Origin of the sequence: Luteolibacter luteus, assembly GCF_012913485.1 — a bacterium.
In the GTDB taxonomy this organism is placed as follows: domain Bacteria; phylum Verrucomicrobiota; class Verrucomicrobiia; order Verrucomicrobiales; family Akkermansiaceae; genus Haloferula; species Haloferula lutea.
Genome location: NZ_CP051774.1, coordinates 4,056,006 through 4,076,195, shown reverse-complemented (window position 1 = coordinate 4,076,195; position 20,190 = coordinate 4,056,006). Strand labels below are relative to the sequence as shown.

Here is a 20,190-nt window from a genome sequence, read left to right as displayed (position 1 = left end):
TTCGGACATCACACCGCGCTGCCAAGCTCCCCGCCAATTTAGAGAAAAGGGCAATAGCCCGGCTTCCCTACCGTATACCCGTGATGCATCCGCTCCCGACTTTCCTCGCCGGACTCTTTCTTTCCACCGCCTTCGCCGCGGAACCGGCGGCCCATGACATCGTGGTCTATGGCGGCACCTCGGGAGGCATCACGGCTGCGGTACAGGCAGCGAGGGATGGCCGCAGCGTGGTGCTCGTTTCCCCGACGAAACATCTCGGCGGACTCACAACGAGCGGGCTGGGATGGACCGATCTGGGCAACAGTTCGATCCTCGGGGGCCTGAGCCGGGAGTTCTACCATCGCACCTATCGTCACTATCAGGAGCAAGGGGCTTGGACGCAGGAGACGCGGGGATCTTTTGGAAACAGAGGGCAAGGCGGACCAGCTTTCAACGACAGCCTGGAGATCGCATCAGTCTTTGAGCCAAGGGTCGCGGAGGCGATCTTCAGTGCCATGCTGGCCGAAGCCAAGGTGACGGTGATCGAGGGCAAACTGGATCTAAAGAAAGGAGTGATCCTCCAAGGCAAGCGCATCGCGAAGCTCCGCATGGAAGACGGCCGCGAATTCCCAGGGAAAATGTTCATCGATGCGAGCTACGAAGGCGACCTGCTGCCTGGAGCAGGGGTCAGCTTCACCACCGGGCGCGAGGCAAATGGAACCCATGGCGAAACCGAAAGCGGCATCCAGCTGGAGAGATCCACGAAGAACCAGCTCGTCGATGGCATCGACCCCTACAACAAGCCCGGTGACCCGGCGAGCGGCCTGCTTTCCGGTGTGAATCCCGATGCAGGCGGAGCCGATGGCAGTGCGGACAAGAAGCTGCAGGCTTACTGCTTCCGCATGGTTCTAACCGATGTGCCCGGGAATCGCGTGAAGATCGACAAGCCTGAAGGCTACCGGGAAGCGGACTACGAACTGCTCTTCCGCTCGATCGAAGCAGGCCAGGCATCCGGCTTCTTCAAGCATGACCTGGTGCCGAATCGCAAGACCGACTCGAACAACACGGGCGGCATCTCCACCGACTTCATTGGAAAGAATCATGGCGAGGGGTGGGACTGGACCACACTCGATCACAAGGAACGGGAGGCCTTGGCCAAGCAGCATGAGAACTGGCAGCGCGGCCTCTTGTGGACCTTGCAAAACCACCCGCGCGTGCCAGCGAAGCTCCGGGAGTCCACTTCGAGATGGGGTCTGCCCAAGGACGAGTTCACGGACAACGGGCATTGGCCCTGGCAGCTCTACGTCCGCGAAGCACGCCGGATGGTTTCGGATCATGTAATGAACCAGAAGCACTGCACCGGAGGGCAGGTCGTGCCGGATTCCGTCGGCATGGCCGCTTACTCGATGGATTCCCACCATGTGCAGCGGGTCATGAAGAACGGCATGGTGAAGAACGAAGGAGACGTGCAACTCCATGGCGTGAAGCCCTATCCGGTGTCCTACCGCTCGCTGATCCCCAAGCAGGGCGAATGCGAAAACCTGCTGGTTCCCTGGAGCTTGTCCGCCACGCACATGGCCTTCGGATCGATCCGCATGGAACCGGTCTTCATGGTGCTGGGCCAGAGCGCATCGATCGCAGCGGATCTTGCCTTAGACAATGACACTTCGGTGCAGTCGATCCGCTACGAGGAACTGCGCCCGCGCTTGCTTGCGGCGGGCCAGGCTCTTGCGACCGTGCCTCCCGAGCTGCCTGCCGATGTGGTGGACAATTCCAATGCCACGCTGGTTACCATCAAGGGAGAATGGACCTCTTCCTCGGCCAGCCCCGGATCCATCGCCAACGGCTACCTCCACGATGGCAACGCCGCCCGGGGAGAGAAGGAGGTTTTCTTCCATCTCCCGCCTGGCAGCTCCGGCATGCGCGCGGTGCGTCTGCGCTGGACCCAGGATGGCAACCGCGCCTCCAATGCGGCGGTCGAGATCCGTCACCGTGACGGCAGCACCACGCTGCGCGTCGATCAACGAAGCAAGGGTGGCATATGGAACGACCTCGGTGCATTTCCCTTCACCGGAGCTGCCACCGAGGGAGTGGTCCTTTCCAACAAGGATGCCGATGGCTACGTGGTGGCAGATGCGGTGAGCTTCCCGGCAGCCCCGGAGAAAAGCGGGGACTGAAGGCCCGTCACTCTGCCACCTTCACCAATCGGAAGACCAAGAGGCTGCAAACGCTGATCGTGATCGCGATGATCCCCAAGCGATCGAAGTGCAGGAGCGAAACTCCGGGCCCCTTGACCACAATCATGCCGCCGATCGCCGCGGTGACACCGGAGGCAAGGTCCCGGGCACAAGAGACGAGGCTCATGTAAGCACCGCGCCTGGAAGAAGGGACAGCGAGCGAGATCACGGCCTGCGCGGGAATGAAACGCCCGCTGGCAAAGATGAAGAAGATCGCGGCATTCAGCAGGATGTGCCACAGCGGCAGAGGTCCCGAGGTGGAGATGTGGAAGATGATTCCGCAGGCAAAAGCGATCAGGATACAGAAGACGAGGAACCGCCCGTGGCGATCCGCCATCCTGCCGACGAAGGGCCCCGTGAAAATGGTGACCACCCCGCCCACCAGATAGACGAGGAAAAGGTGCTCTTCCGCCAGGCCCACATTTCCCACCAGATAGGGCGAGAGATACGGGATGACCATGAAGTGCCCCATCACGCATGCCACCATCAGCAGGATGCCGGTCCAGGCATTGCCATCCTTCAGCAGGCCGAGGAAATCTCTCCGGTGATCCGCATCGACGCGATCAAGGTGCCCGCGCACCGGGGGCAGCACCTTGGCCAAGACGACCCAGACCAGCGCTGCCAACGCCGCGATGACGAGGAAAGGCGCCTCCCACTTCCACCACTGCGCCAGCTTCAGGCCGAGCGGCACCCCGAGCGCTGCAGCCACCGAGAACGCGGTCATGATGATGCCCATCCCCCGCGCGCGGCGCTCCGCGGGCACCACGTCGGCCACGATGGTGAGCAAGGTCGCGCTGCTGATGCCACCGAAGGCACCGCACATCGCGCGCGCTGCCATCAGCATTCCGGGCGTGGTGGAAAGGCCACAGGCCAATGTGCCCAGGGCAAACCCGGCGTAACAGAACAGCAAAAGCCTCTTGCGATCAAAGCGATCCGAAAACGGCGCCATGATCAAGCCCGCCACCCCGGCGGTGATCGCGAAGGCGGAGATGATGTTCCCGAATGCAGCCGCGGAAATTCCGAGTTCCCTCATCAGTTGGGGACCCAAGGGCATCATCACCATGAAATCCATGATGTGGGTGAACTGCACGCAGGCGAGCAGCAGCAGAAGGGTGCGTTCGGAGACGCCGCGGCTGGAATCCATCATTCAAGCGCCTGTTTAAGGGCGGGCGCTTCCGTCGCACTGAACTCTCCGCCGCGCAAGCCCCGGGACCCGGATTTTTGCTCATCAGGCGGATCAGAGGCGCGCCAGCCGCTCCTGAAAGCGCTTGAAGACCGCGCGCAGCTCGGTCGGGCATACTGGCTTCGCCAAGTGGCAGTCAAAGCCCGCCTCTGCACAGTGCTTCTTGTCCTCGTCCTGATCCAAGCCACTCAGGGCCACGATGACAATTTCCCGGCCGCCCGGCTGGCGGCGGATCCGGCGGGCAGCTTCAAGGCCATCCATCCGGGGCATCCCGATATCGAGAAAGATGATCTGAGGTCGAAAAACCGCCGAAACATCAACAGCTTCCACCCCGTCGTAGGCAACTGACACCTCGTGGCCTTCCATCTGGAAAAACATCGCGAGGATATCCGCTGCGTTTCGCCCATCCTCCACCACCAGCACGCGGCTCCGCTCCAAAGGAGTGTCCTCGTCAGGGGATGGGTCGGTTTCCCGCGTAGGAATCGCAGGCTGGACTGCTAGGGGCATGGGCAATCTCCTTCGTAGCAAGCAGCCGACGCTTTTCAAGGAAATGCCGGAAAGTCACAAAAGTAGGAGCGCACTATTCAAGAAATGCGCTTCCTGAAAAGCGCCCCGGCGGCGCGGGTTCCGAGCTGCCCTAAAGTCGGATCATCCACGCCGCCGGGGTCGTATGTTGTGAGGTCGCTCGCGGGCGCACACCCAGCCTGCATTGATACCCTCGGGCGACAGGTGAGATATTAGCAGAAGGCGTGCGAATTTTGGCACGCGGTGTTAAACCATTGATAGAGAAAGAAATTTCGAAAACTTCGGGTTTCGTGACCTTCTCCGAACATTGCAAAGAGTCCCGGAAAAGTGCAATCCGCGATGCAGAAGGCACGCTGCAAAATGCCCTATGCCTCAGTGGCGGCCAATCTTTCGATTTCTTCGGCCACCTCGGCGGCGTTTTGTTCCAATAGGCGTCTTTCGGTTACTGTAAACCTCCTTGGCTCGGTATCCATTACGCAAAGTGCCCCGAGTACGTGCCCATTCGCCGAGCGGATTGGGGCACCTGCGTAGAAGCGGAGCGAGTGCTTTACCAGCAAGGGATTTCCGACGAAGCGGCGGTCGCGCTTCAAATCTTCCACCACCACCACCGAATTTGCCGCCACGACATGGCTACAGACCGCCAGATCGCGAGGACTCTCGCGTTCCTCGGCAAGTTCTTCCGGGAGACCGGTGTAAGCCTTGAAGAACTGGCGCTCGCGATCGACCAAAGTGATCGCGGCCACGGGAACCTCAAAGACGCGCGACATCTTTGCAGTGACATGATCAAGCACCGGTTCGCGATCGGGATTGATCAAGCCGAGCTTATCGAGTGTTAGCAGCCGCTCCTCTTCATTGTCCGGGATCGGAGGGCCTTCCCGATGCGCGGCCAACCGCACCGCGAAGCGCTCGCACCAGGACACCGCGTCAGCCAAGGATTTCACGACATCTTCGGCGCCGGCCTCCTTGAGCGACTTGATATCCTCGGCGCCGTCCCCATTCGCCCCCCACAGGCAAACGATGATCTTTTGCTCCGGCAAGGCGGCGCGGATCTTTTGGCAGAGATTTCTCGCGTGCAGTGCGATGGACGGTGCCACGACGGTGATGCAGGCAAGATCCGGCATCCTCTTCTCCAGCTCTTTGATGAGTTCTCCCGCGCTCCGGCGGTCGGGCGAGTGACTTGCATCGAAGCCTTTCACATCCAGCAAGTGCTCCAGCATGACACCCGCCAATTCATCGCGTTCGGCCCGGGCCGGGATGCAGTGTACGCGACACCGGGGCAGGGCCTCGGCCTCCTCGGTCGGATGCTCCCGCTCACGAAGATCCTCGATGATGTCTGCGGTCGACTTCGCGATGCGGTCTCGCTGCTCGCTGTCGATCATGCCTTGGCGATGGTCCTCTTCGGCGGAAGCTACCACCGGAACGAGAACGGCATCATAAAGTTCCTCCAGCGGCTTTGTCCTTAAATAGGAATCGACGAATTCCTCTTCGTCATGCTCCCCCTGCCTCAACATCCGGTGATAGCAATCCTCCGCCGGAGTCAGAGCTTCCTCCTCACCCAGGACGACACTGAGGAACGAAAGCTGCGGGATATGCCGCCCCATCACCACCAGGCAAACCGTGAAGGGCGTGGCAAGTACGAGACCCGCCGTACCCCACATCCAGGTCCAGAAGACCGCCGCCACGATCAACGCCACCGGAGATACTCCGGTGCTGGATCCGTAGAGCCATGGCTCCATCACATTGTTGCTGATCAGCTCGAGCACCACGAAGAGGCCCATCGTCAGCAAGGGTGTCCACCAGGTCGGGGAGGCGGCCAAGGACAGCAGGATCGGAAAAGCCGCCGCGATCCACGGTCCGATGTACGGGATGAATCGTAGTACCGCCGCCAAGGCTCCCCACAGGATCGCATTCGGAACTCCGATAAAGTAGAGGCCGATCGCCAAGGGAATGCCATAGGTGACATTCACCACGAGTTGCATCAGCAGGTAACGCCGGACCCGGGTGCTGGCATCGTCGAGGGCACGGGTCGTCGCGCTGATCTTTCCTTGACCAATCAAGCGGATCAACCGGGCGCGAAGGTCGTCCCGCTTCAGCAGCATGAAGGTGGCTAGCAGCAAGACCAAGCCGGCCGTTCCCAACGGACCCAGGATGGGTGCCGCCATCGATTTCATCATCTGGAACGGGGTTGAGTCCGGGGTTTCGACCACTTTCACCGGCATCGGTCCCCCCTCCTGGGCCCCATCGGCCGTCTTCGAATCTTCATCATCCTTGGATCCGACGCCTGGCAAATCCTTCTTAAGCTCTTCCACCGTTTGCGAGACGCGATCAAGCACCCCGCCGCTGGGGACTTCGAAGGCATGGAGTTTCGCGCGGATATTTTCTTTATAGCCGGGGAACTGGTTGGCGAGATCCACGGCTTGGTTCCCCAAGACCCACCCCAAGCCAAGAGTACCACCGAGAATCAGGGTCATCGTCGCGATCACCGCCCCCACGTTTCCAATCCAGCGCTCCAGTTTGGTCACGAAGGGCGACAGGAGAAAGGTGATCAGCACCGCCAAAGCCAGAGGGATTAGGAAATCCTGGCCAAGGTAGAGCCCGGCGATGATCGCCGAGGTCAGAGTCACCGCCCGAATGGTAGAGAGTGCGTCAGCAGCGGAGCGATGACGACGGGGCGGCGGTAGCGCGGGCAGAGGAGTGCTGGCCATGGAGACCGCTACTCCTCGCAGGAAGGATGCCGCACCGTGCATTCGGCATTCCTAGGCACTCCCCGGGATTTACGGTGCAAAGTGCATGAGAGCTAAAAAATTCCACCGGGCTATTTGCATTCTTTAGAGGAAGCCGGCCTCGCCCATCGCACGGCGCAGCAGCTCCTTGCCTCCACTTTCAATCGGCTCCCCGTGTCCGGGAATGATCCGGTCGAAATCCCACGACATCACCTCTTCGAGAGACCTGCGGAAAGCTTCGTTGTCCGACACGAACCATCGGAAGATCCGGCTCATCCCCGGATAGCGATGGAATCCCGCGATGTGGCGATGGAAGAAGCGGTTCCAGCCAGTCTCGTCGGTGCGAAAATTAAAGATGAGATCCGCTACGATCAAAGTGCGGGACGGCACGTGGAGAAAGACATGCTCTTCCAGCTTCGGTGCTCCCTCCAAGCGCAGCACCTTCACCTCACCGCCCCAAGCCTCCGGCTCTGGCAGCAAGGGATCTACCTCGAACTTCACGATCTCTCCGAAGCCGGCGGGGCCGAGCATGGGCAAGCCCGGGAAATGTGCCGGACCCTCAGCCGCATAGGTGTCATGCAGGAGCATTGCCTCGGCCAGCCAGCGGGGTTCACCCAATTCCCGGATTGCTGAGACATCCCCGGCTGTAAAAGGAGCCATGGAATGGATGATCAGATTCCCCGTCGAAAGCCGGATGATCGTGACGGTGCGCCCATGATCGGTTCCCACGACTTTTAAAGGATATCGGAGGATCCAGAGACCGGGTGCGATCTGCTTCATGCCATTCATGATGCCCCACCAGGATTTCCCTGCAAGCAGCTAGCCTCAGGGAGTGTTTCGTACCAAGGGCGGCGTGGTAAGGACGGTGTCCCTATGCTCGTCAACGCCGTCGATGTCGTAATGCATCGTAAGAGGGGCCTCACAATCGCTTGCCGCATACTCCCCGTGGCCGCTGAGGCTCGCGAGTCTGCCTGTTCCGGAGCCCGGTACCACGCTGAAGGAAGACTTCGCACTTCCGTCCTGATGCGTGCCGGAGTGCTGAAGGACGAAGCTGCCGGTGTATCCGGCGATGCCTCCTTGGATCCTCTCCAAGCCGATGAAGGTCGTGGCACCGCCTTCATGGTAAGCCATCAGATACTCCACTATCCCCTCTCCCTCGATGTCTCCCTTGTAAGTCAGGCGTGCAGTGACGCGCGCCAGCTTCGGCAGGCCGTCACCTTCGTGAATAGGCTGCTCGTCCCAAGATTCAATTTTGAATGTCGCGTTGGCAAATGAGCTCATGTGATGATGGATGGTTTCCTTAGCAGACGGGAATCCATGCCAGGATTGTCTCACGGATTCTGCAATTCAGCCGCAAGCGGCCCGAGTCATGCCGGAGCTGGCAGTTGATCGCGGTAATCTGCACGACTCCAGAAGTGGCTAATGCAATGCGGCACCCGCTTGCCCTCTCACTTGGACGCACGGATTGTTAGAACCTTTGTCCTCGGTATCCAGTTTTCGAAGGTTCCGTCTTTCAGGACGCACCATTCGTCGGAAAGATAAATGAGCTGCCCCCGCAAGGTTCCGTCCGGCTGGAAACCGGAGGGTTCGGGTTGGGCGTTTACCGGGACATTCCGTGCAGCCTGGGGATCGACGGTGACGATGCACTCCTGGCCGTAAGGATAAGCGAGCTTGGTGCCGGGAGAGTTCGCCGGTGCTGGTGTCTGTGCGCGCAGATCCACGAAAGCACCGCCTGTGATGGCAGCGGCAGCGGCGAGGATCAGGATGGCTTTTGATTTCATGATGAGGATTGGATTGGTGTTCGAAGCCATCCCTATCAGGAAACGCGCCATCAGTCATCCTGCCATGGCACGGCTCATGCGAAAACCGAGGGGATGAAACAAAACCCTAAAGGCATGGGTTCCCCCTCGGAACCCGGAAAGATCGGTTGGATTCTTCTTTGGCTGCTGGGCATACCGATCCCGGTTCTCTTGATCCTTTTTCTCCTGCGCGGCTGCACCTGAGGGAAAGCGGATCCCGGCAATACTTTCGCAATCCGCCGTCATGAAAGTGATCCAACTAAAGAGGACACCCGCCACGAGATACTCTCGCTCCACGGGCAAGCGGCCCCTAACAGACGCCACCACCTCTGTTGAAGATCACCGTGCCAAAGGTGTTTTGCATGTCTCCCCTTGGCTGGAAATGCACTTTGCATCTGCTCGCTCCAGAAAACCGGGGGAGGCACCCCATGTGATCCCACGCGATGTCCTCCGATTCCAAAAATGAAGACCTCCCAAAGACGTCCCGCGGGGGAAGCCACCGCGAACGGGAATCGCGCGTTGCGCTTGGGCAAGGCGACAAGCTCACCTCTGCCATCGTCGGGAACAGCCCGGACTGCATCAAGATTCTGGATCAAGCCGGGCGAATCATTTGGGTCAGCCCCAAGGGCCTCGAGTTGATGGAAGCCGGGCAGCCTGCGGATTTGGAAGGGCGGTCGTGGCTGGAGCTATGGGAGAATGAAAGCGGGCTCACAGGGGCACGGCTTGCCCTTGATGCTGCTCTTTCGGGCGACGTGGGCCGATTGGAGGATTGCGCTTTGACCTGCACCGGTAGACGCCGTTGGTGGAACGTCGCTTTAGTCGCCCTCCCCGCGACTGAAGGGGAAGAACTCCAGTTCCTCGCCATTTCACGGGATGTCACCGGGCACCGCGTTATCGAAGATCGGCTGCGCGAAAGCGAGGAGCGCTTCCGGAACATGGCGGACCATGCACCGGTAATGGTCTGGCTCGCCGGCAAGGATGGACGCCGCAGCTACCTCAGCAAGTCGTGGCATGAATTCAGCGGCAGCCCGCCAAGTGGAGATCCGCTCGAAGATTGGTCCCGGGCTGTACATCCGGAAGACCTCGCTGAGATCCGGACGCAACTCTTGGAAGCCCATCACCAGCATCAGGGCCGGACCGTGGAATACCGGGCAAGGCGCACCGATGGCGAATACCGCTGGCTGCTAGACACCGCTGTCCAACGACAGGGCTTGGACGGAAAGTTCGCGGGCTACATCGGGTCCATGATCGACATGACCGATCGCAAGGTGGCGGAAGGAGCAGTGCGCCAGAGCGAGGAGCTTTTCCGGACTTTGGCGAACTCAATCCCGCAGTTGGCGTGGATGGCCCGCCCGGATGGTCGCATCTTCTGGTTCAATCAACGCTGGTATGACTATACCGGCACCGTGCGCGGCACGGCTGCGGCGGAGGACTGGAAGAGCTTTCATGGCCAAGGCGAAAGCCCGGGAGCGATGAATGCGTTCGCCAGCTCTCTTCAAAGCGGGGAACCGTTCCAAGAAGCATTCACGCTGCGGCGCCACGATGGTGAGTACCGCTGGCATCTATGCCAGATGCTACCGATCCGCGATGAGGAAGGCCTGCTCCGCCTGTGGTTCGGAACCCACACCGACATCACCGAAGAACGCGAGTCGCTGCGGAAGAAAGATCAGTTTCTTGCAACCCTTGCCCATGAACTTCGCAATCCGATCGCACCTATTCTTACCGGCTTGGAATTGATCCGCTCGCAAACGGACTCGGCCGAGATCTCCCGACTCACCTCGATGATGGAAAGACAGACCAAGCAGATGGTCCATCTGATCGATGATCTCCTGGACATGACGCGGATCAACACCGGGAAGATCCTTCTCAAGAAATCTGCCGTGCGCCTGCGCGACGTCTTGGAAAGCGCCGTGGAAGCAGCCGAACCTTACATTGGGCAATACGGACATCACTTCGAGAACGTGCCCGCACCCTGCGACATCATCATCGAGACCGATCCCAACCGAATGGCTCAGGTCGTATCGAATCTACTCTCGAACGCCGCCAAATACACACCGCCCGGCGGTCACATCAGGCTTTCCCATGGCACTGATGGCAACCGCCCGTGGATCACGATCGAGGATGACGGGAATGGGATCGAACCGGACCAGCAGGAGCACATCTTCGATCTTTTTGTCCAGACGGACCAAGCAAGACAGGATGGACTTGGAATCGGCCTTACACTTGTGAAGAGCCTTGTCGAACTTCACGGCGGCGAGATCGAAGTCCATAGCGACGGTGCCGGAGAGGGCAGCCGATTCACCGTGCGTCTGCCCGAGTGCCTTTCGGCAGAATTGCCGGGCCAGGAAGAGATTGAGACGATGGGGTCCCCTGCCGGTCACTGGCGGCGGGTTCTGGTGGTGGATGACGGGCGGAGCACGGCGGACATCCTTGGGATGTTCTTCGAAATGGAAGGCCGCGAGGTCCGCGTCGCTTATGATGGCGCGGATGCCGTGGAATTGGCGAAGAGCTTTGCACCGGATCTCATCCTCATGGATCTCGGCATGCCGCGCATGGACGGCTTTGAGGCAGCCCGCCACATCCGTGCGCTGCCATCCGGCGATGGGATCACGATGGTGGCGCTCAGCGGATGGGGACAGGAAAAGGACCGACGCTTGTCCCGCGAGGCTGGCTTCGACGAGCATCTTGTGAAGCCGGTGAGTCCGATCGACCTCCGCGAGCTGCTTGAGATCCTCAAGCCACGCCGTGAATGAGTGGCATGTGCCTTGCGAAGGAAAGGCACCATGAGAATCGGAGAGGACACCTTGAAAGGAAAGACCGCCTTGGTCACGGGAGCAGGTTCGGGCATCGGAAGGTCTTCGGCAAAGTTGCTCGCGCACGCGGGAGCAAAGATTGCGCTGCTCGGAAGATCCCCGGAGCCGCTGCAGAAGGTGCTGGAAGAGATTGGCGGCGGCGGCGAAGGCCACTTCATTGTCACCGCGGATGTCGGCGATGAGTCGGCGATGACTGCTGCCTTCGCCACGATCCTCTCACGCTGGGGACATCTCGACATCCTCCTGGCAAACGCCGGGGTGAATGGCGTCTGGGCACCGCTCGAACAACTCCGGACCGAAGAGTGGGATGAGACACTCCGCATCAACCTGCGTGGCACCTATCTCAGCACCAAGCTTTCCCTGCCCCTGCTCAAGGCTCGCGGAGGCTCGATCATCGTGATCTCGTCCGTGAATGGCACCCGCATGTTCAGCAACACCGGCGCGACCGCTTACGCGTGCTCGAAAGCGGCCCAAGTTGCTTTCGCAAAAATGATGGCGCTGGAACTCGCCAAGGATCGGGTGAGGGTCAACGTCGTGTGCCCCGGAGCGATCGAAACAAACATCGAGGAGGCCACCGAGCACCGCAATCTGGAGGGACTGCGCCTGCCCGTGGAGTTCCCCGAGGGTGACGTCCCGCTCTCCGACGGGAATCCCGGCACCGCGGGTCAGGTCGCTCAGCTCGTCTGGTTTCTCGCGTCTGATGCGTCCTCGCACATTACGGGCACGGAGATCTTCATCGAAGGTGCCCAGTCCTTGCTCCAAGGCTGAAGTCGTTACTAAAAAGCCGCCGGCAGTTTCCTACCTGCGGCTCCATGTTCAGGGAAAGGCTTCAACGTGCTCGCAGCACCCGCAAGGAGTCCAAGTGCCTCTCGAGTCGAGGCAACAGGACCGTCCGAATCTCGTCCTTGATGTCGTCCATCACCTCCGGATCCGAGAGCGCGCAGTAGTAATCATCGATTCCCGAAAGCTCGCCCGCTTCCAAGGCCATCAATGTCGTGGTATGACCGAAGACTTTCGCGAACCCCTCCACCGCCTTGGCGAACTGGCCCCACACACCGGAGCTAATGTCCGGTTGAACCCCCAGATCATCGATGTGGGCTCGGAGACGCTGGACGCTGTCCCTGTGGTCAGCACGGATCGACTCGAGGATGGCATGCTCCGGCTTGCGGCTGAATTTCTGCAGGGCCTGCGTGTAGGTCTCGACGGCCGACAACTCACCGCGAAGGAGGCTGTTGGAGATGTCGATGCATTGGTCGAAGGTGGCAGTCATAAAAGATCGATGTTTAGACTTCCTTCACAGTTTCCGCGCCGGAGGCCCTCCGAAGCATGAAATCACTGGAAATCAGGAAGTCACAGGAGCCCTACCGGCGCTTGCGATAAGAAGCTTCATTGCATTTTCAATCATCGTTTCGGAGCAGCGGATGGCCGAATGCACGGTTGCCGCTCACTCCACGTCAGGTTCCAAGACCATGTTGATGGCGTGGATCACCCCGTTCCCGGCGCGGACATCGGGCCTCATGATCTCAGCCCGACCGATCCAGATCGCGCTGGAATCCGCATCAATGGCGACTTTGCTACCCTGCAAGGTCTTCATCTCGCCCGTGCGGATCGCCGAGGCTTCCATCCGGACGGGGATGATGTGGTAGCGGATCATCGCAAGCAGCTTTTCCCGGTTCTCCGGCATTAGCAGTTTCTCAAGCGCCCCCTCCCCTAGCAATTGGAAAGCGTCGTCGGTAGGTGCCAGAATCGTGTAGGGACCGCCGTCGGAAAGCTGCTTCCGCATGCCAGCGGCGTCGATCAATGTAGAGAACACGGTGAGATCGGACTGGCCAGCGATCACGCTCGCCACATTTCCCGACTTGGCGGGAGCTTCGTGGGACCTCTGTTGAGCGTCGCTGGTGACCAAGGACAGCGGAGCCACGGCGATGAGCGCTGCTGCGATGAAAAGTATCTTCATAAAGGTTCCTCCTTTGTTGGTTCGGATGCGAGGCGCTGGTCCTCGCGATGAAACCCACGGAGAGCATGTAGCCGATGTCACGGGAAAGTTGGCAAAAGGCGGACCTTCGCTTGCAGCCACAGGAGACCGGGGCGATGGTATCCGATTATCCCTAAGGGAGACCACGTAAGTCTGTTAGGAAGAAGCCCCCTTGACCACCGGAGACCTCAGCCTAGGGTCGAGCATGGGTTTTTGTGCCGCCGAAGGATATGCCGAGCTCGGTCTGTGGGATGAGGCGTTGGAAGAGCTGGGATCACTGGCTGCCGAGTTCCGCGCCATGCCTCCGGTATTGCGTTTGGAACTGCGCTGTTGCGTCGCGATGGAAGCATGGGAGCAGGGCCGCCTGACTGCACGTCAACTCCGCAGCCTTGGCATGATCGAGCGGATGATGGCGGCCGGCTTTTACGCCACTCTCGGTCGGGATTTGATGAAGCGCGGCCACATCGAAGAAGCCAAGGATGCTCTCCTAGATGCCGTGGAGTCCTGGCCTTCTTGTAAGGACGTGGTGCTCCGCGACCCTTCTTTAGTGGCGGCAATGCTTTGATCGCGGGTAATTTGCGGGAATTTGTCACCGGCTTTTCCCTTGCGCGTTCGGCAATCCACCCGACCTGTCCTCTAGGAAGAGGGTGACTGAGTCTGGGGGGGAGTCGGCCGCCCGACTATTCCGTCACACGCCGTCAGGTGTGGGGTCACCGGGTTTTAGACCCCGGTGACCTTCCTGTGTACGGGCAAGCCAGCCATTGCAGCCTGCGCAGAGACCGGATGCACGCTGCACGCGGGCAGCGCGTTCATGATTGGATTACCAACGAAATCCGCCCGGCATATCTTCTGCGAAAGATCTCTCTGCCCGGATGCTCCGGGTGCCAATCCAACGCAGAGTCATGATCACGAATCTCGAACAACTGTACATCGACCAACTCCGGGACCTCTACAGCGCGGAAAAACAACTCATTGCCGCACTTCCGGAGATGGCGGCCCATGCTTCGCATGAAGAGCTCCGCGACGCCTTCAACCACCATCTTCAGGAAACGAAGGAACAGCAGAGGCGGCTTCAGGAAATCTTCGACCGCCATGGCCTGAATCCGGAAGGCGAGGAGTGCGATGCCATGCGCGGCTTGATCAAGGAAGCGGGCAAGCACATCCCTGACACCTCCCCGGGCAGCGTCCGCGACGCCGTCCTGATCGCCTGTGCGAACCGGGTCGAGCACTATGAAATTGCCGCCTACGGCGTGGCCAAGGCCTTCGCCGACTGCCTCGGCTATCACGACGACGTCAAAACCCTGGGGAAAACCCTCGAGGAAGAAGGAAACGCCGACCAAACCATCACCCGCATCGCCACCGGCGGCCTATTCCGCTCCGGCGTCAATGAGGAAGCCCTTCACTGACTTCGAGGTGCGGTGGCCCGGGCCGGGTTCGCACGTGCGGGCCCGGCTTAATCGTGTCCTTGCAAAGGACAGGATGGCGTGGAAAGGGTGAGCTTGAATCATCATCATGGATTTCGAGTTGAACGTCCTGACGCGTGCTTCGCTCGCCATCTGCCTATCCGGTATCCTCGGATGGGAGCGTGAAGCTGCCGGAAAATCGGCGGGCATTCGCACGCACATGCTCGTTGGCTTGGGTGCGGCATTGTTCGTGATTCTCGGAGAGTTGTTCGTGATGCGTTTTGATGGAGGGGGCCACGAGCAAATGCGCTTTGATCCGATCCGCGTGATCGAGGCCGTGGTCACCGGCGTGAGCTTTCTGGGAGCGGGCACGATTTTCGTTTCACGGGGGAAAGAGCGGGTGAAGGGCCTGACTACTGCCGCCTCCATCCTCGTGACGGCAGCGGTGGGCATGATGGTAGGGCTGCAATACTACCTGGTCGCCTGCGGTATAACCGTGCTGATCTTTGTCGTTCTCCATGTGCTCGGCTGGCTGAAAGAGAAGCTGGAGAAGCCCGTGGACCATCCGCCCGGAGGACACGCGTGAACTTCAGCCATAGCCGCAGCATTCCCCAATCCGCCCGCGAGTATGGCCGCGGGATCGCTGGCGGCCTGATGTTTTCCCTGCCTCTGCTTTACACCATGGAGGTCTGGTGGACCGGCTTCGTGCTTCATCCCGGTCGGATCCTTCTCTACATCCTCGCCACCTTCATCCTGCTGATTCTCTACAACCGTTTCGCTGGCTTGCGACGGGATGCGAGCATCGTCGAAGTGGCCATTGATTCGGTGGAGGAAATGGGCATCGGAGTTGTGATCGCGGCGGCAATTCTCTGGATTACCGGACGGATCGACTCAGGAATGGATCTCTCCGAAATCTCGGGGAAAATCACAATGGAAGCGATGACCGTGGCTATCGGCGTATCGGTCGGTACCGCGCAGTTGGGCGCGGACGACGATGGTGACGAAGGATTATCCGGAGACGATGGCCGCGGCTCCGAAGGCTACCTCCCGCAGGCCGCGATTGCCCTCTGCGGGGCGGTCCTCTTCGCTGCAAACGTGGCTCCTACCGAAGAGATCCAGGTGATTGCCATGGAGAGCCGCCCGGGCAATCTGCTGTTGCTGGCTCTTTGCTCACTCGCGCTCGGCGGACTGGTCCTCCACTTCGCGGAGATCCAGGGTCATCACCTTCATGTGGCGCGCGATTCCTTTCTTGCAAGCGCGCGCGGGGTGATCACCACCTACGCGGTCGCCCTGACGGCAGGAGCTGCGTGCCTCTTCTTCTTCGGTCAGTTTGACGGCCAACCGTTGCGGATGATCCTCGCGCAGACCATCGTCATCGGGGTGCCTGCAGTGCTCGGTGCCTCTGCCGGACGCCTGCTGCTACAGGTCAGGCCGCCGGGTGCATGAAGCCTTTTCATTCCCATGAACCAGAACCGGAACACCGACCAGCCGTCCGAGGGAAAGAACGCCTTGGAATGGACGGTCTTCACCTTCAGCACCCTTCTGGTCGGCGCGATCATCGTGCTCCTCGGAGTCGACACCTTACGCTGGAAGGAGGGCCCCGCGCGACTGGAGATCGTGAAGGGAGATGCGAAGACCGAAGACGGGCAACTCCGCGTCCCCATCCACATCATCAATCGCGGCGAAACCGTGGCGGTCAATGTGACCGTGGAGGTCACCGACACCTCTTCCGCACAGGGAAAGAACGCCACCGTCAACTTCGACTTCGTCCCGCGCGGTGCCATGCGGGAAGGACGAGCCATCTTTCCACCCGATCAGGATCCCGCGAAGCTGGAGGCCCGGATCTCCGGATATGAAGTGCCCTAGCGCTCGAAGCGAAAGACCTCCGCATAGGGATGCGGTGTCCCTTTCAAGGCAGCGCGAATGATCTCGGCGGCAATGATGCTGTAGCTGATCCCGTTTCCGCCAAAGCCGAGCGCGAAATAGCACAGCGGATGCTTCCGATAGGTGCCGATGTAAGCCAGCCCGTCTTCCGTCTCACCAAAGGTTCCTGCCCAGGAATAGGCTGTCTCCATGTTTGCCTGCGGAAAGAGTTCGTGGAACCGCTGCTCCAGCCGCCGGCATTTCCTGTGTATCAGGCGATCCCTCGCGGGAGGATTCCGGAAAGCGACATCCTCCCCGCCGATGATCGCACGTCCATCGCTATCGCCACGCAGGTAGAAGTAAGGCCGCGCAGTCTCCCAAAGCAGGCAGCGCCGCCACCAGTTCGGCACTTCGTCCAGAGGCTCTGAGGCGATCGCAAAGGAGCTGCGCAGATTCACCAGCTTCGCGGTATCGAAGAGCTGCTCGGTCTCGTAACCCATCGCCACCACCAGCCGTTTGGCGCGCACCTTGAAGCCGCGTTCCGTGCAAAGGACGACACCGCTTCCGTCCACCTCCATGCCGGTGACCTTGGTGCGATCAAAGATCAAGCCGCCGCGCTGCAAGGTCCTGCAAAACATCCCGTGAGCCAAGCGGTAGGCATCCACCTCCGCAGCCTGCGGGGAGTGCAGGGCCGAGGGATAGGAGATGCCGAGATGCTCCATAACATCGGAAGCGCTCCACTCATGGACCTCGATGCCTGCATTGATCCGGGCTGCGGCTTCCTCGCGAAGCACCGGCACATCCCTCTTCCGGGAAGCCAAGTAGACGCTATCCTTTCGCGTGAAGTGGCATGCTTCAAGACCCAAGCCGGAGATCCGCTCCTCAAGCAAATCGATGCTCTCGTAGCAGGCGCGGTAAGCCATGCGGGCATGCTTCTCCCCGTGTATGGCCGTCAGGTCGGTGAGATGCGTGTCGATCTCGTATTGCAACAACGCCGTGCTGGCACTGGTGCTGCCGGTTCCCACTTCCCGCCCATCCAGCACGATCACCTCATGGCCATCCGCGGTCAGCGCCTCGGAGATCAAGGCACCGGTAATCCCAGCCCCAAGGATCACAATATCGCAACGTCGATCTCGATCCAGAGGAGGGTAATTTGCCAAAATGCCATTCTTGAGCCGCCAATAGGGATGATCCGAGGTGAGGTCCATTCAGAGGGGAATTAAGAATAGGGCTCCGGAGATCAGGAGCTCCTCCGTTTCACATAGGAGCGCGCTGGAGGAGGCGGCACCACGTCATCCACCGGGCCTTCAGGATCCACCACCACATCCACGCAGTGGCCTCCCGCGTGACTGTTCTCCTCCAGATGACAATGGATGCCCTTCCGGCGAAGCTCGGTGATCTCAGCCGCAGCCTGCTCATGGGCGGAAATGGTCTCGGGCGCTGGAATGATCCGTTCCTTCATGACGACTCTCCGGTTGCTTTTTACCAAGCAAGGGTCGTTCCATCGCCATGAGCCGCAAGGGAAAGGACTTGGCGTTTTCCGCCTTTTGCAAATCGCCCGTTCCGCCTTCCGAAACCCCATGCAATTCGCACGAACGATGCTCTCGCGAACCCTCCCCTTCCTTGCAAACAAGCGATTTGCTTACCGCGGTATGCCCCTTGCTTCGAGAACGGCAGGCCATGAATTCATCTCCAATCCACTCCCGCGCAACGAAGCCCCGCACACCAAAGCACAAACGTCCCCATACCTCCATTCATCCCGGCGTCGGAGCGATTCCCCACAAGGAAGGGACCAGCTTCCGCGTGTGGGCTCCTCATGCCGAGACTGTGGCAGTCATAGGTTCCTTCAATGAGTGGGAAGAGCGCGGGGTCGATCTCATTTCCGAAGAAGGTGGATTCTGGAGTGTTTTGGTTCCTGAGGCCAAGGAGGGTGACCACTATAAGTTCCGTATTTCCCGGGACGGGCAAACCTTGATCAAAGTCGATCCCCGAGCCCGCCTCATCGATCCGGAAACGGGGAACGGGGTCATCTACAAGGACAGCTTCGACTGGGGAGACGAAGCATGGGAGACGCCCAGTCTGAATGAAGCGGTCATCTACGAGCTCCATGTCGGCACCTTCGGAGGAAGGAAGAATGGAGATACCGGCACTTTCCGCGAGGTGATCCGTCGCCTGCCTTATCTGAAGGATCTCGGCGTCAACGTGATCGAACTCATGCCGCCGACCGAATATCCGGGCGAGACCTCCTGGGGCTACAATCCGTGCCACCCCTTCGCCGTGGAGGCCACCTACGGAGGACCGGATGAACTGAAGTTTCTCATCCGCGAGGCGCACCGCAACGGCATCGCGGTGTTGCTCGACGTCGTCTACAACCACTTCGGTCCGGACAACCTCGACCTCTGGCAATTCGACGGATGGTCGGAGGACGGGATGGGAGGAATCTACTTCTACAATGACTGGCGCGCGGAAACCCCATGGGGTCACACCCGCCCCGACTACGGTCGCGAAGAAGTCCGCCAATACCTTCGCGACAATGCCCTGATGTGGATCGAGGAATTCCACGCCGATGGCCTGCGCATGGATGCGGTCAGCTATATCCGCCGTTCAAAGGGTCACGATCACCACGAATCGGTGGACTTGCCCGAGGGCTGGCAAGTTCTCCAATGGATCAACAAGGACCTGAAACTCCACTCCCACCGTACCCTTTCGATCGCGGAAGATCTCGGTAGCAATGAAGCACTCACCGCGTGGGTGGATGACGGCGGCGCAGGATTCGATTCCCAGTGGGATGCCAGCTTTGTCCACCCCTTGCGCGCGGTGCTGGAAGGCCCCGATGACGATGCGCGCGATCCGGGAGCGATGATCTCCGCCATCATTCCTTCCTTCGCCGGCGATGTCTTCCGCCGGGTAATCTACTCCGAGTCCCACGATGAGGTGGCAAATGGCAAGCAACGCCTGGTGTCCGAAATCGATCCCGAAAATCCCGCGAGCGTGTGGGCCCAGCGACGCAGTCTCCAAGCCGCCGGGGTGGTACTCACTTCACCGGGCGTGCCGATGATTTTCCAAGGACAGGAGTTCCTGGAGGATGGCTGGTTTGACGACCACGAAGCCTTGCATTGGGAAAAAGCCCGGCTTTTCCGGGGCATCCGCCTCGCCTATCGCGATCTTATCGGCCTGCGCCGCAATCTTTCGGGTCTTACCAAGGGCCTCACCGGTCAATACGTCGACGTCTTTCACCGCAACCATGAGGGGAAGGTGCTGGCGTGGCATCGCTGGCATGAGGGCGGCCCACGGGATAGCACGGTTATCGTCCTGAATCTCTCCCATGTGTCGCACGACTTCTACGAATTGGTCCTCCCGGCCGAGGGCGAGTGGAAGGTTCGATTCAATGCGGACTGGAGCGGCTACAGCCCGGATTTTGGCGATGCGGACCTCACCGTAATCGAAGCGCGCCGCGAGGAGACAGGATATCCGGCAGTCACCGGAGGCCTACAACTTCCGCCTTATGCCTTGGTCATCTTGAGCCAGGATTGAGTGCTGCCATCTTGCACCGTGCAACCTCTCCGGCAGGGATTTGCAATGCGGCGGATTATGCGCCATCTTGGTATTCCGGAGGTCTTTGGACGCCTCGCGCTGTGCATCAACGTTCACCGCTTGGACCACGCGGACCCCGGTGCCATGGCACAGTCC

General features: G+C 60.1%; 19 protein-coding genes. 9 read left to right on the top strand and 10 right to left on the bottom strand.

Features of this window, described 5'->3' with window-relative positions:
• Positions 1–83: 83 nt before the first annotated feature.
• Positions 84–2,156, top strand: coding sequence for an FAD-dependent oxidoreductase (locus tag HHL09_RS16780; protein WP_169457784.1), 2,073 nt, complete (start codon positions 84–86; stop codon positions 2,154–2,156).
• A gap of 7 nt (positions 2,157–2,163) precedes the next feature.
• Here the strand turns inward: HHL09_RS16780 and HHL09_RS16775 are convergent, their stop codons facing one another.
• The 6 genes from HHL09_RS16775 to HHL09_RS16750 all read right to left on the bottom strand — a co-directional run bounded on the left by HHL09_RS16775 (position 2,164) and on the right by HHL09_RS16750 (position 8,428).
• Positions 2,164–3,363 (bottom strand): MFS transporter, encoded by a 1,200-nt coding sequence (locus tag HHL09_RS16775; RefSeq protein ID WP_169455770.1) that lies wholly within the window; start codon positions 3,361–3,363, stop codon positions 2,164–2,166.
• A gap of 90 nt (positions 3,364–3,453) precedes the next feature.
• Positions 3,454–3,906 carry a response regulator gene (locus HHL09_RS16770; RefSeq protein WP_169455769.1) on the bottom strand — a complete coding sequence of 151 codons (453 nt, stop codon included), beginning with the start codon at positions 3,904–3,906 and terminating at the stop codon, positions 3,454–3,456.
• Between the two features lie 383 nt (positions 3,907–4,289).
• Positions 4,290–6,629 (bottom strand): AI-2E family transporter, encoded by a 2,340-nt coding sequence (locus HHL09_RS16765; RefSeq protein ID WP_169455768.1) that lies wholly within the window; start codon positions 6,627–6,629, stop codon positions 4,290–4,292.
• A 123-nt stretch (positions 6,630–6,752) separates the two neighbouring features.
• Positions 6,753–7,307: an MBL fold metallo-hydrolase gene (locus HHL09_RS16760; protein WP_169455767.1), complete on the bottom strand. Its 555-nt coding sequence runs from the start codon at positions 7,305–7,307 to the stop codon at positions 6,753–6,755.
• 165 nt (positions 7,308–7,472) lie between these two features.
• Positions 7,473–7,928 carry a DUF3224 domain-containing protein gene (locus tag HHL09_RS16755; protein ID WP_169455766.1) on the bottom strand — a complete coding sequence of 152 codons (456 nt, stop codon included), beginning with the start codon at positions 7,926–7,928 and terminating at the stop codon, positions 7,473–7,475.
• A gap of 167 nt (positions 7,929–8,095) precedes the next feature.
• The gene (locus HHL09_RS16750) at positions 8,096–8,428 is read right to left on the bottom strand and encodes a hypothetical protein (RefSeq protein WP_169455765.1); all 333 of its coding nucleotides are present in this window, start codon (positions 8,426–8,428) and stop codon (positions 8,096–8,098) included.
• Between the two features lie 461 nt (positions 8,429–8,889).
• Here HHL09_RS16750 and HHL09_RS16745 point away from each other — a divergent pair, with 461 nt between their 5' ends.
• Both HHL09_RS16745 and HHL09_RS16740 read left to right on the top strand, forming a co-directional pair.
• On the top strand, positions 8,890–11,199 hold the full coding sequence (locus HHL09_RS16745; RefSeq protein ID WP_169455764.1) for a hybrid sensor histidine kinase/response regulator: 2,310 nt from the start codon (positions 8,890–8,892) through the stop codon (positions 11,197–11,199).
• A gap of 30 nt (positions 11,200–11,229) precedes the next feature.
• The gene (locus tag HHL09_RS16740) at positions 11,230–12,027 is read left to right on the top strand and encodes an SDR family oxidoreductase (RefSeq protein WP_169455763.1); all 798 of its coding nucleotides are present in this window, start codon (positions 11,230–11,232) and stop codon (positions 12,025–12,027) included.
• A gap of 61 nt (positions 12,028–12,088) precedes the next feature.
• Here HHL09_RS16740 and HHL09_RS16735 read toward each other — a convergent pair whose 3' ends face one another.
• The gene (locus HHL09_RS16735) at positions 12,089–12,529 is read right to left on the bottom strand and encodes a DUF2383 domain-containing protein (protein ID WP_169455762.1); all 441 of its coding nucleotides are present in this window, start codon (positions 12,527–12,529) and stop codon (positions 12,089–12,091) included.
• A gap of 174 nt (positions 12,530–12,703) precedes the next feature.
• A complete protein-coding gene (locus tag HHL09_RS16730; RefSeq protein WP_169455761.1) occupies positions 12,704–13,216 on the bottom strand; it encodes a fasciclin domain-containing protein in 513 nt (170 codons plus the stop codon).
• A gap of 223 nt (positions 13,217–13,439) precedes the next feature.
• On the opposite strand from HHL09_RS16730, the gene HHL09_RS16725 reads away from it, so the two are divergent.
• From HHL09_RS16725 to HHL09_RS16705, 5 genes are all read left to right on the top strand, one after another.
• Positions 13,440–13,799: a hypothetical protein gene (locus tag HHL09_RS16725; protein WP_169455760.1), complete on the top strand. Its 360-nt coding sequence runs from the start codon at positions 13,440–13,442 to the stop codon at positions 13,797–13,799.
• Positions 13,800–14,136: 337 nt separating this feature from the next.
• The gene (locus tag HHL09_RS16720) at positions 14,137–14,640 is read left to right on the top strand and encodes a ferritin-like domain-containing protein (protein ID WP_169455759.1); all 504 of its coding nucleotides are present in this window, start codon (positions 14,137–14,139) and stop codon (positions 14,638–14,640) included.
• A 106-nt stretch (positions 14,641–14,746) separates the two neighbouring features.
• Positions 14,747–15,223, top strand: a complete 477-nt coding sequence (locus HHL09_RS16715; RefSeq protein WP_169455758.1) for an MgtC/SapB family protein — start codon at positions 14,747–14,749, stop codon at positions 15,221–15,223.
• The gene (locus tag HHL09_RS16710; protein WP_205760866.1) at positions 15,220–16,083 is read left to right on the top strand and encodes a TIGR02587 family membrane protein; all 864 of its coding nucleotides are present in this window, start codon (positions 15,220–15,222) and stop codon (positions 16,081–16,083) included. The genes HHL09_RS16715 and HHL09_RS16710 overlap by 4 nt, the downstream gene beginning before the upstream one ends.
• Before the next feature lie 15 nt (positions 16,084–16,098).
• Positions 16,099–16,503, top strand: coding sequence for a hypothetical protein (locus tag HHL09_RS16705; protein ID WP_169455757.1), 405 nt, complete (start codon positions 16,099–16,101; stop codon positions 16,501–16,503).
• On the opposite strand, the gene HHL09_RS16700 is transcribed toward HHL09_RS16705, so the two are convergent.
• Both HHL09_RS16700 and HHL09_RS16695 read right to left on the bottom strand, forming a co-directional pair.
• Positions 16,500–17,708, bottom strand: coding sequence for an NAD(P)/FAD-dependent oxidoreductase (locus HHL09_RS16700; protein ID WP_169455756.1), 1,209 nt, complete (start codon positions 17,706–17,708; stop codon positions 16,500–16,502). The genes HHL09_RS16705 and HHL09_RS16700 overlap by 4 nt on opposite strands.
• Positions 17,709–17,740: 32 nt before the next feature.
• Positions 17,741–17,962 carry a hypothetical protein gene (locus tag HHL09_RS16695; protein WP_169455755.1) on the bottom strand — a complete coding sequence of 74 codons (222 nt, stop codon included), beginning with the start codon at positions 17,960–17,962 and terminating at the stop codon, positions 17,741–17,743.
• A 218-nt stretch (positions 17,963–18,180) separates the two neighbouring features.
• Here HHL09_RS16695 and HHL09_RS16690 point away from each other — a divergent pair, with 218 nt between their 5' ends.
• Positions 18,181–20,034, top strand: coding sequence for an alpha-amylase family glycosyl hydrolase (locus HHL09_RS16690; protein WP_169455754.1), 1,854 nt, complete (start codon positions 18,181–18,183; stop codon positions 20,032–20,034).
• Positions 20,035–20,190: the final 156 nt, after the last annotated feature.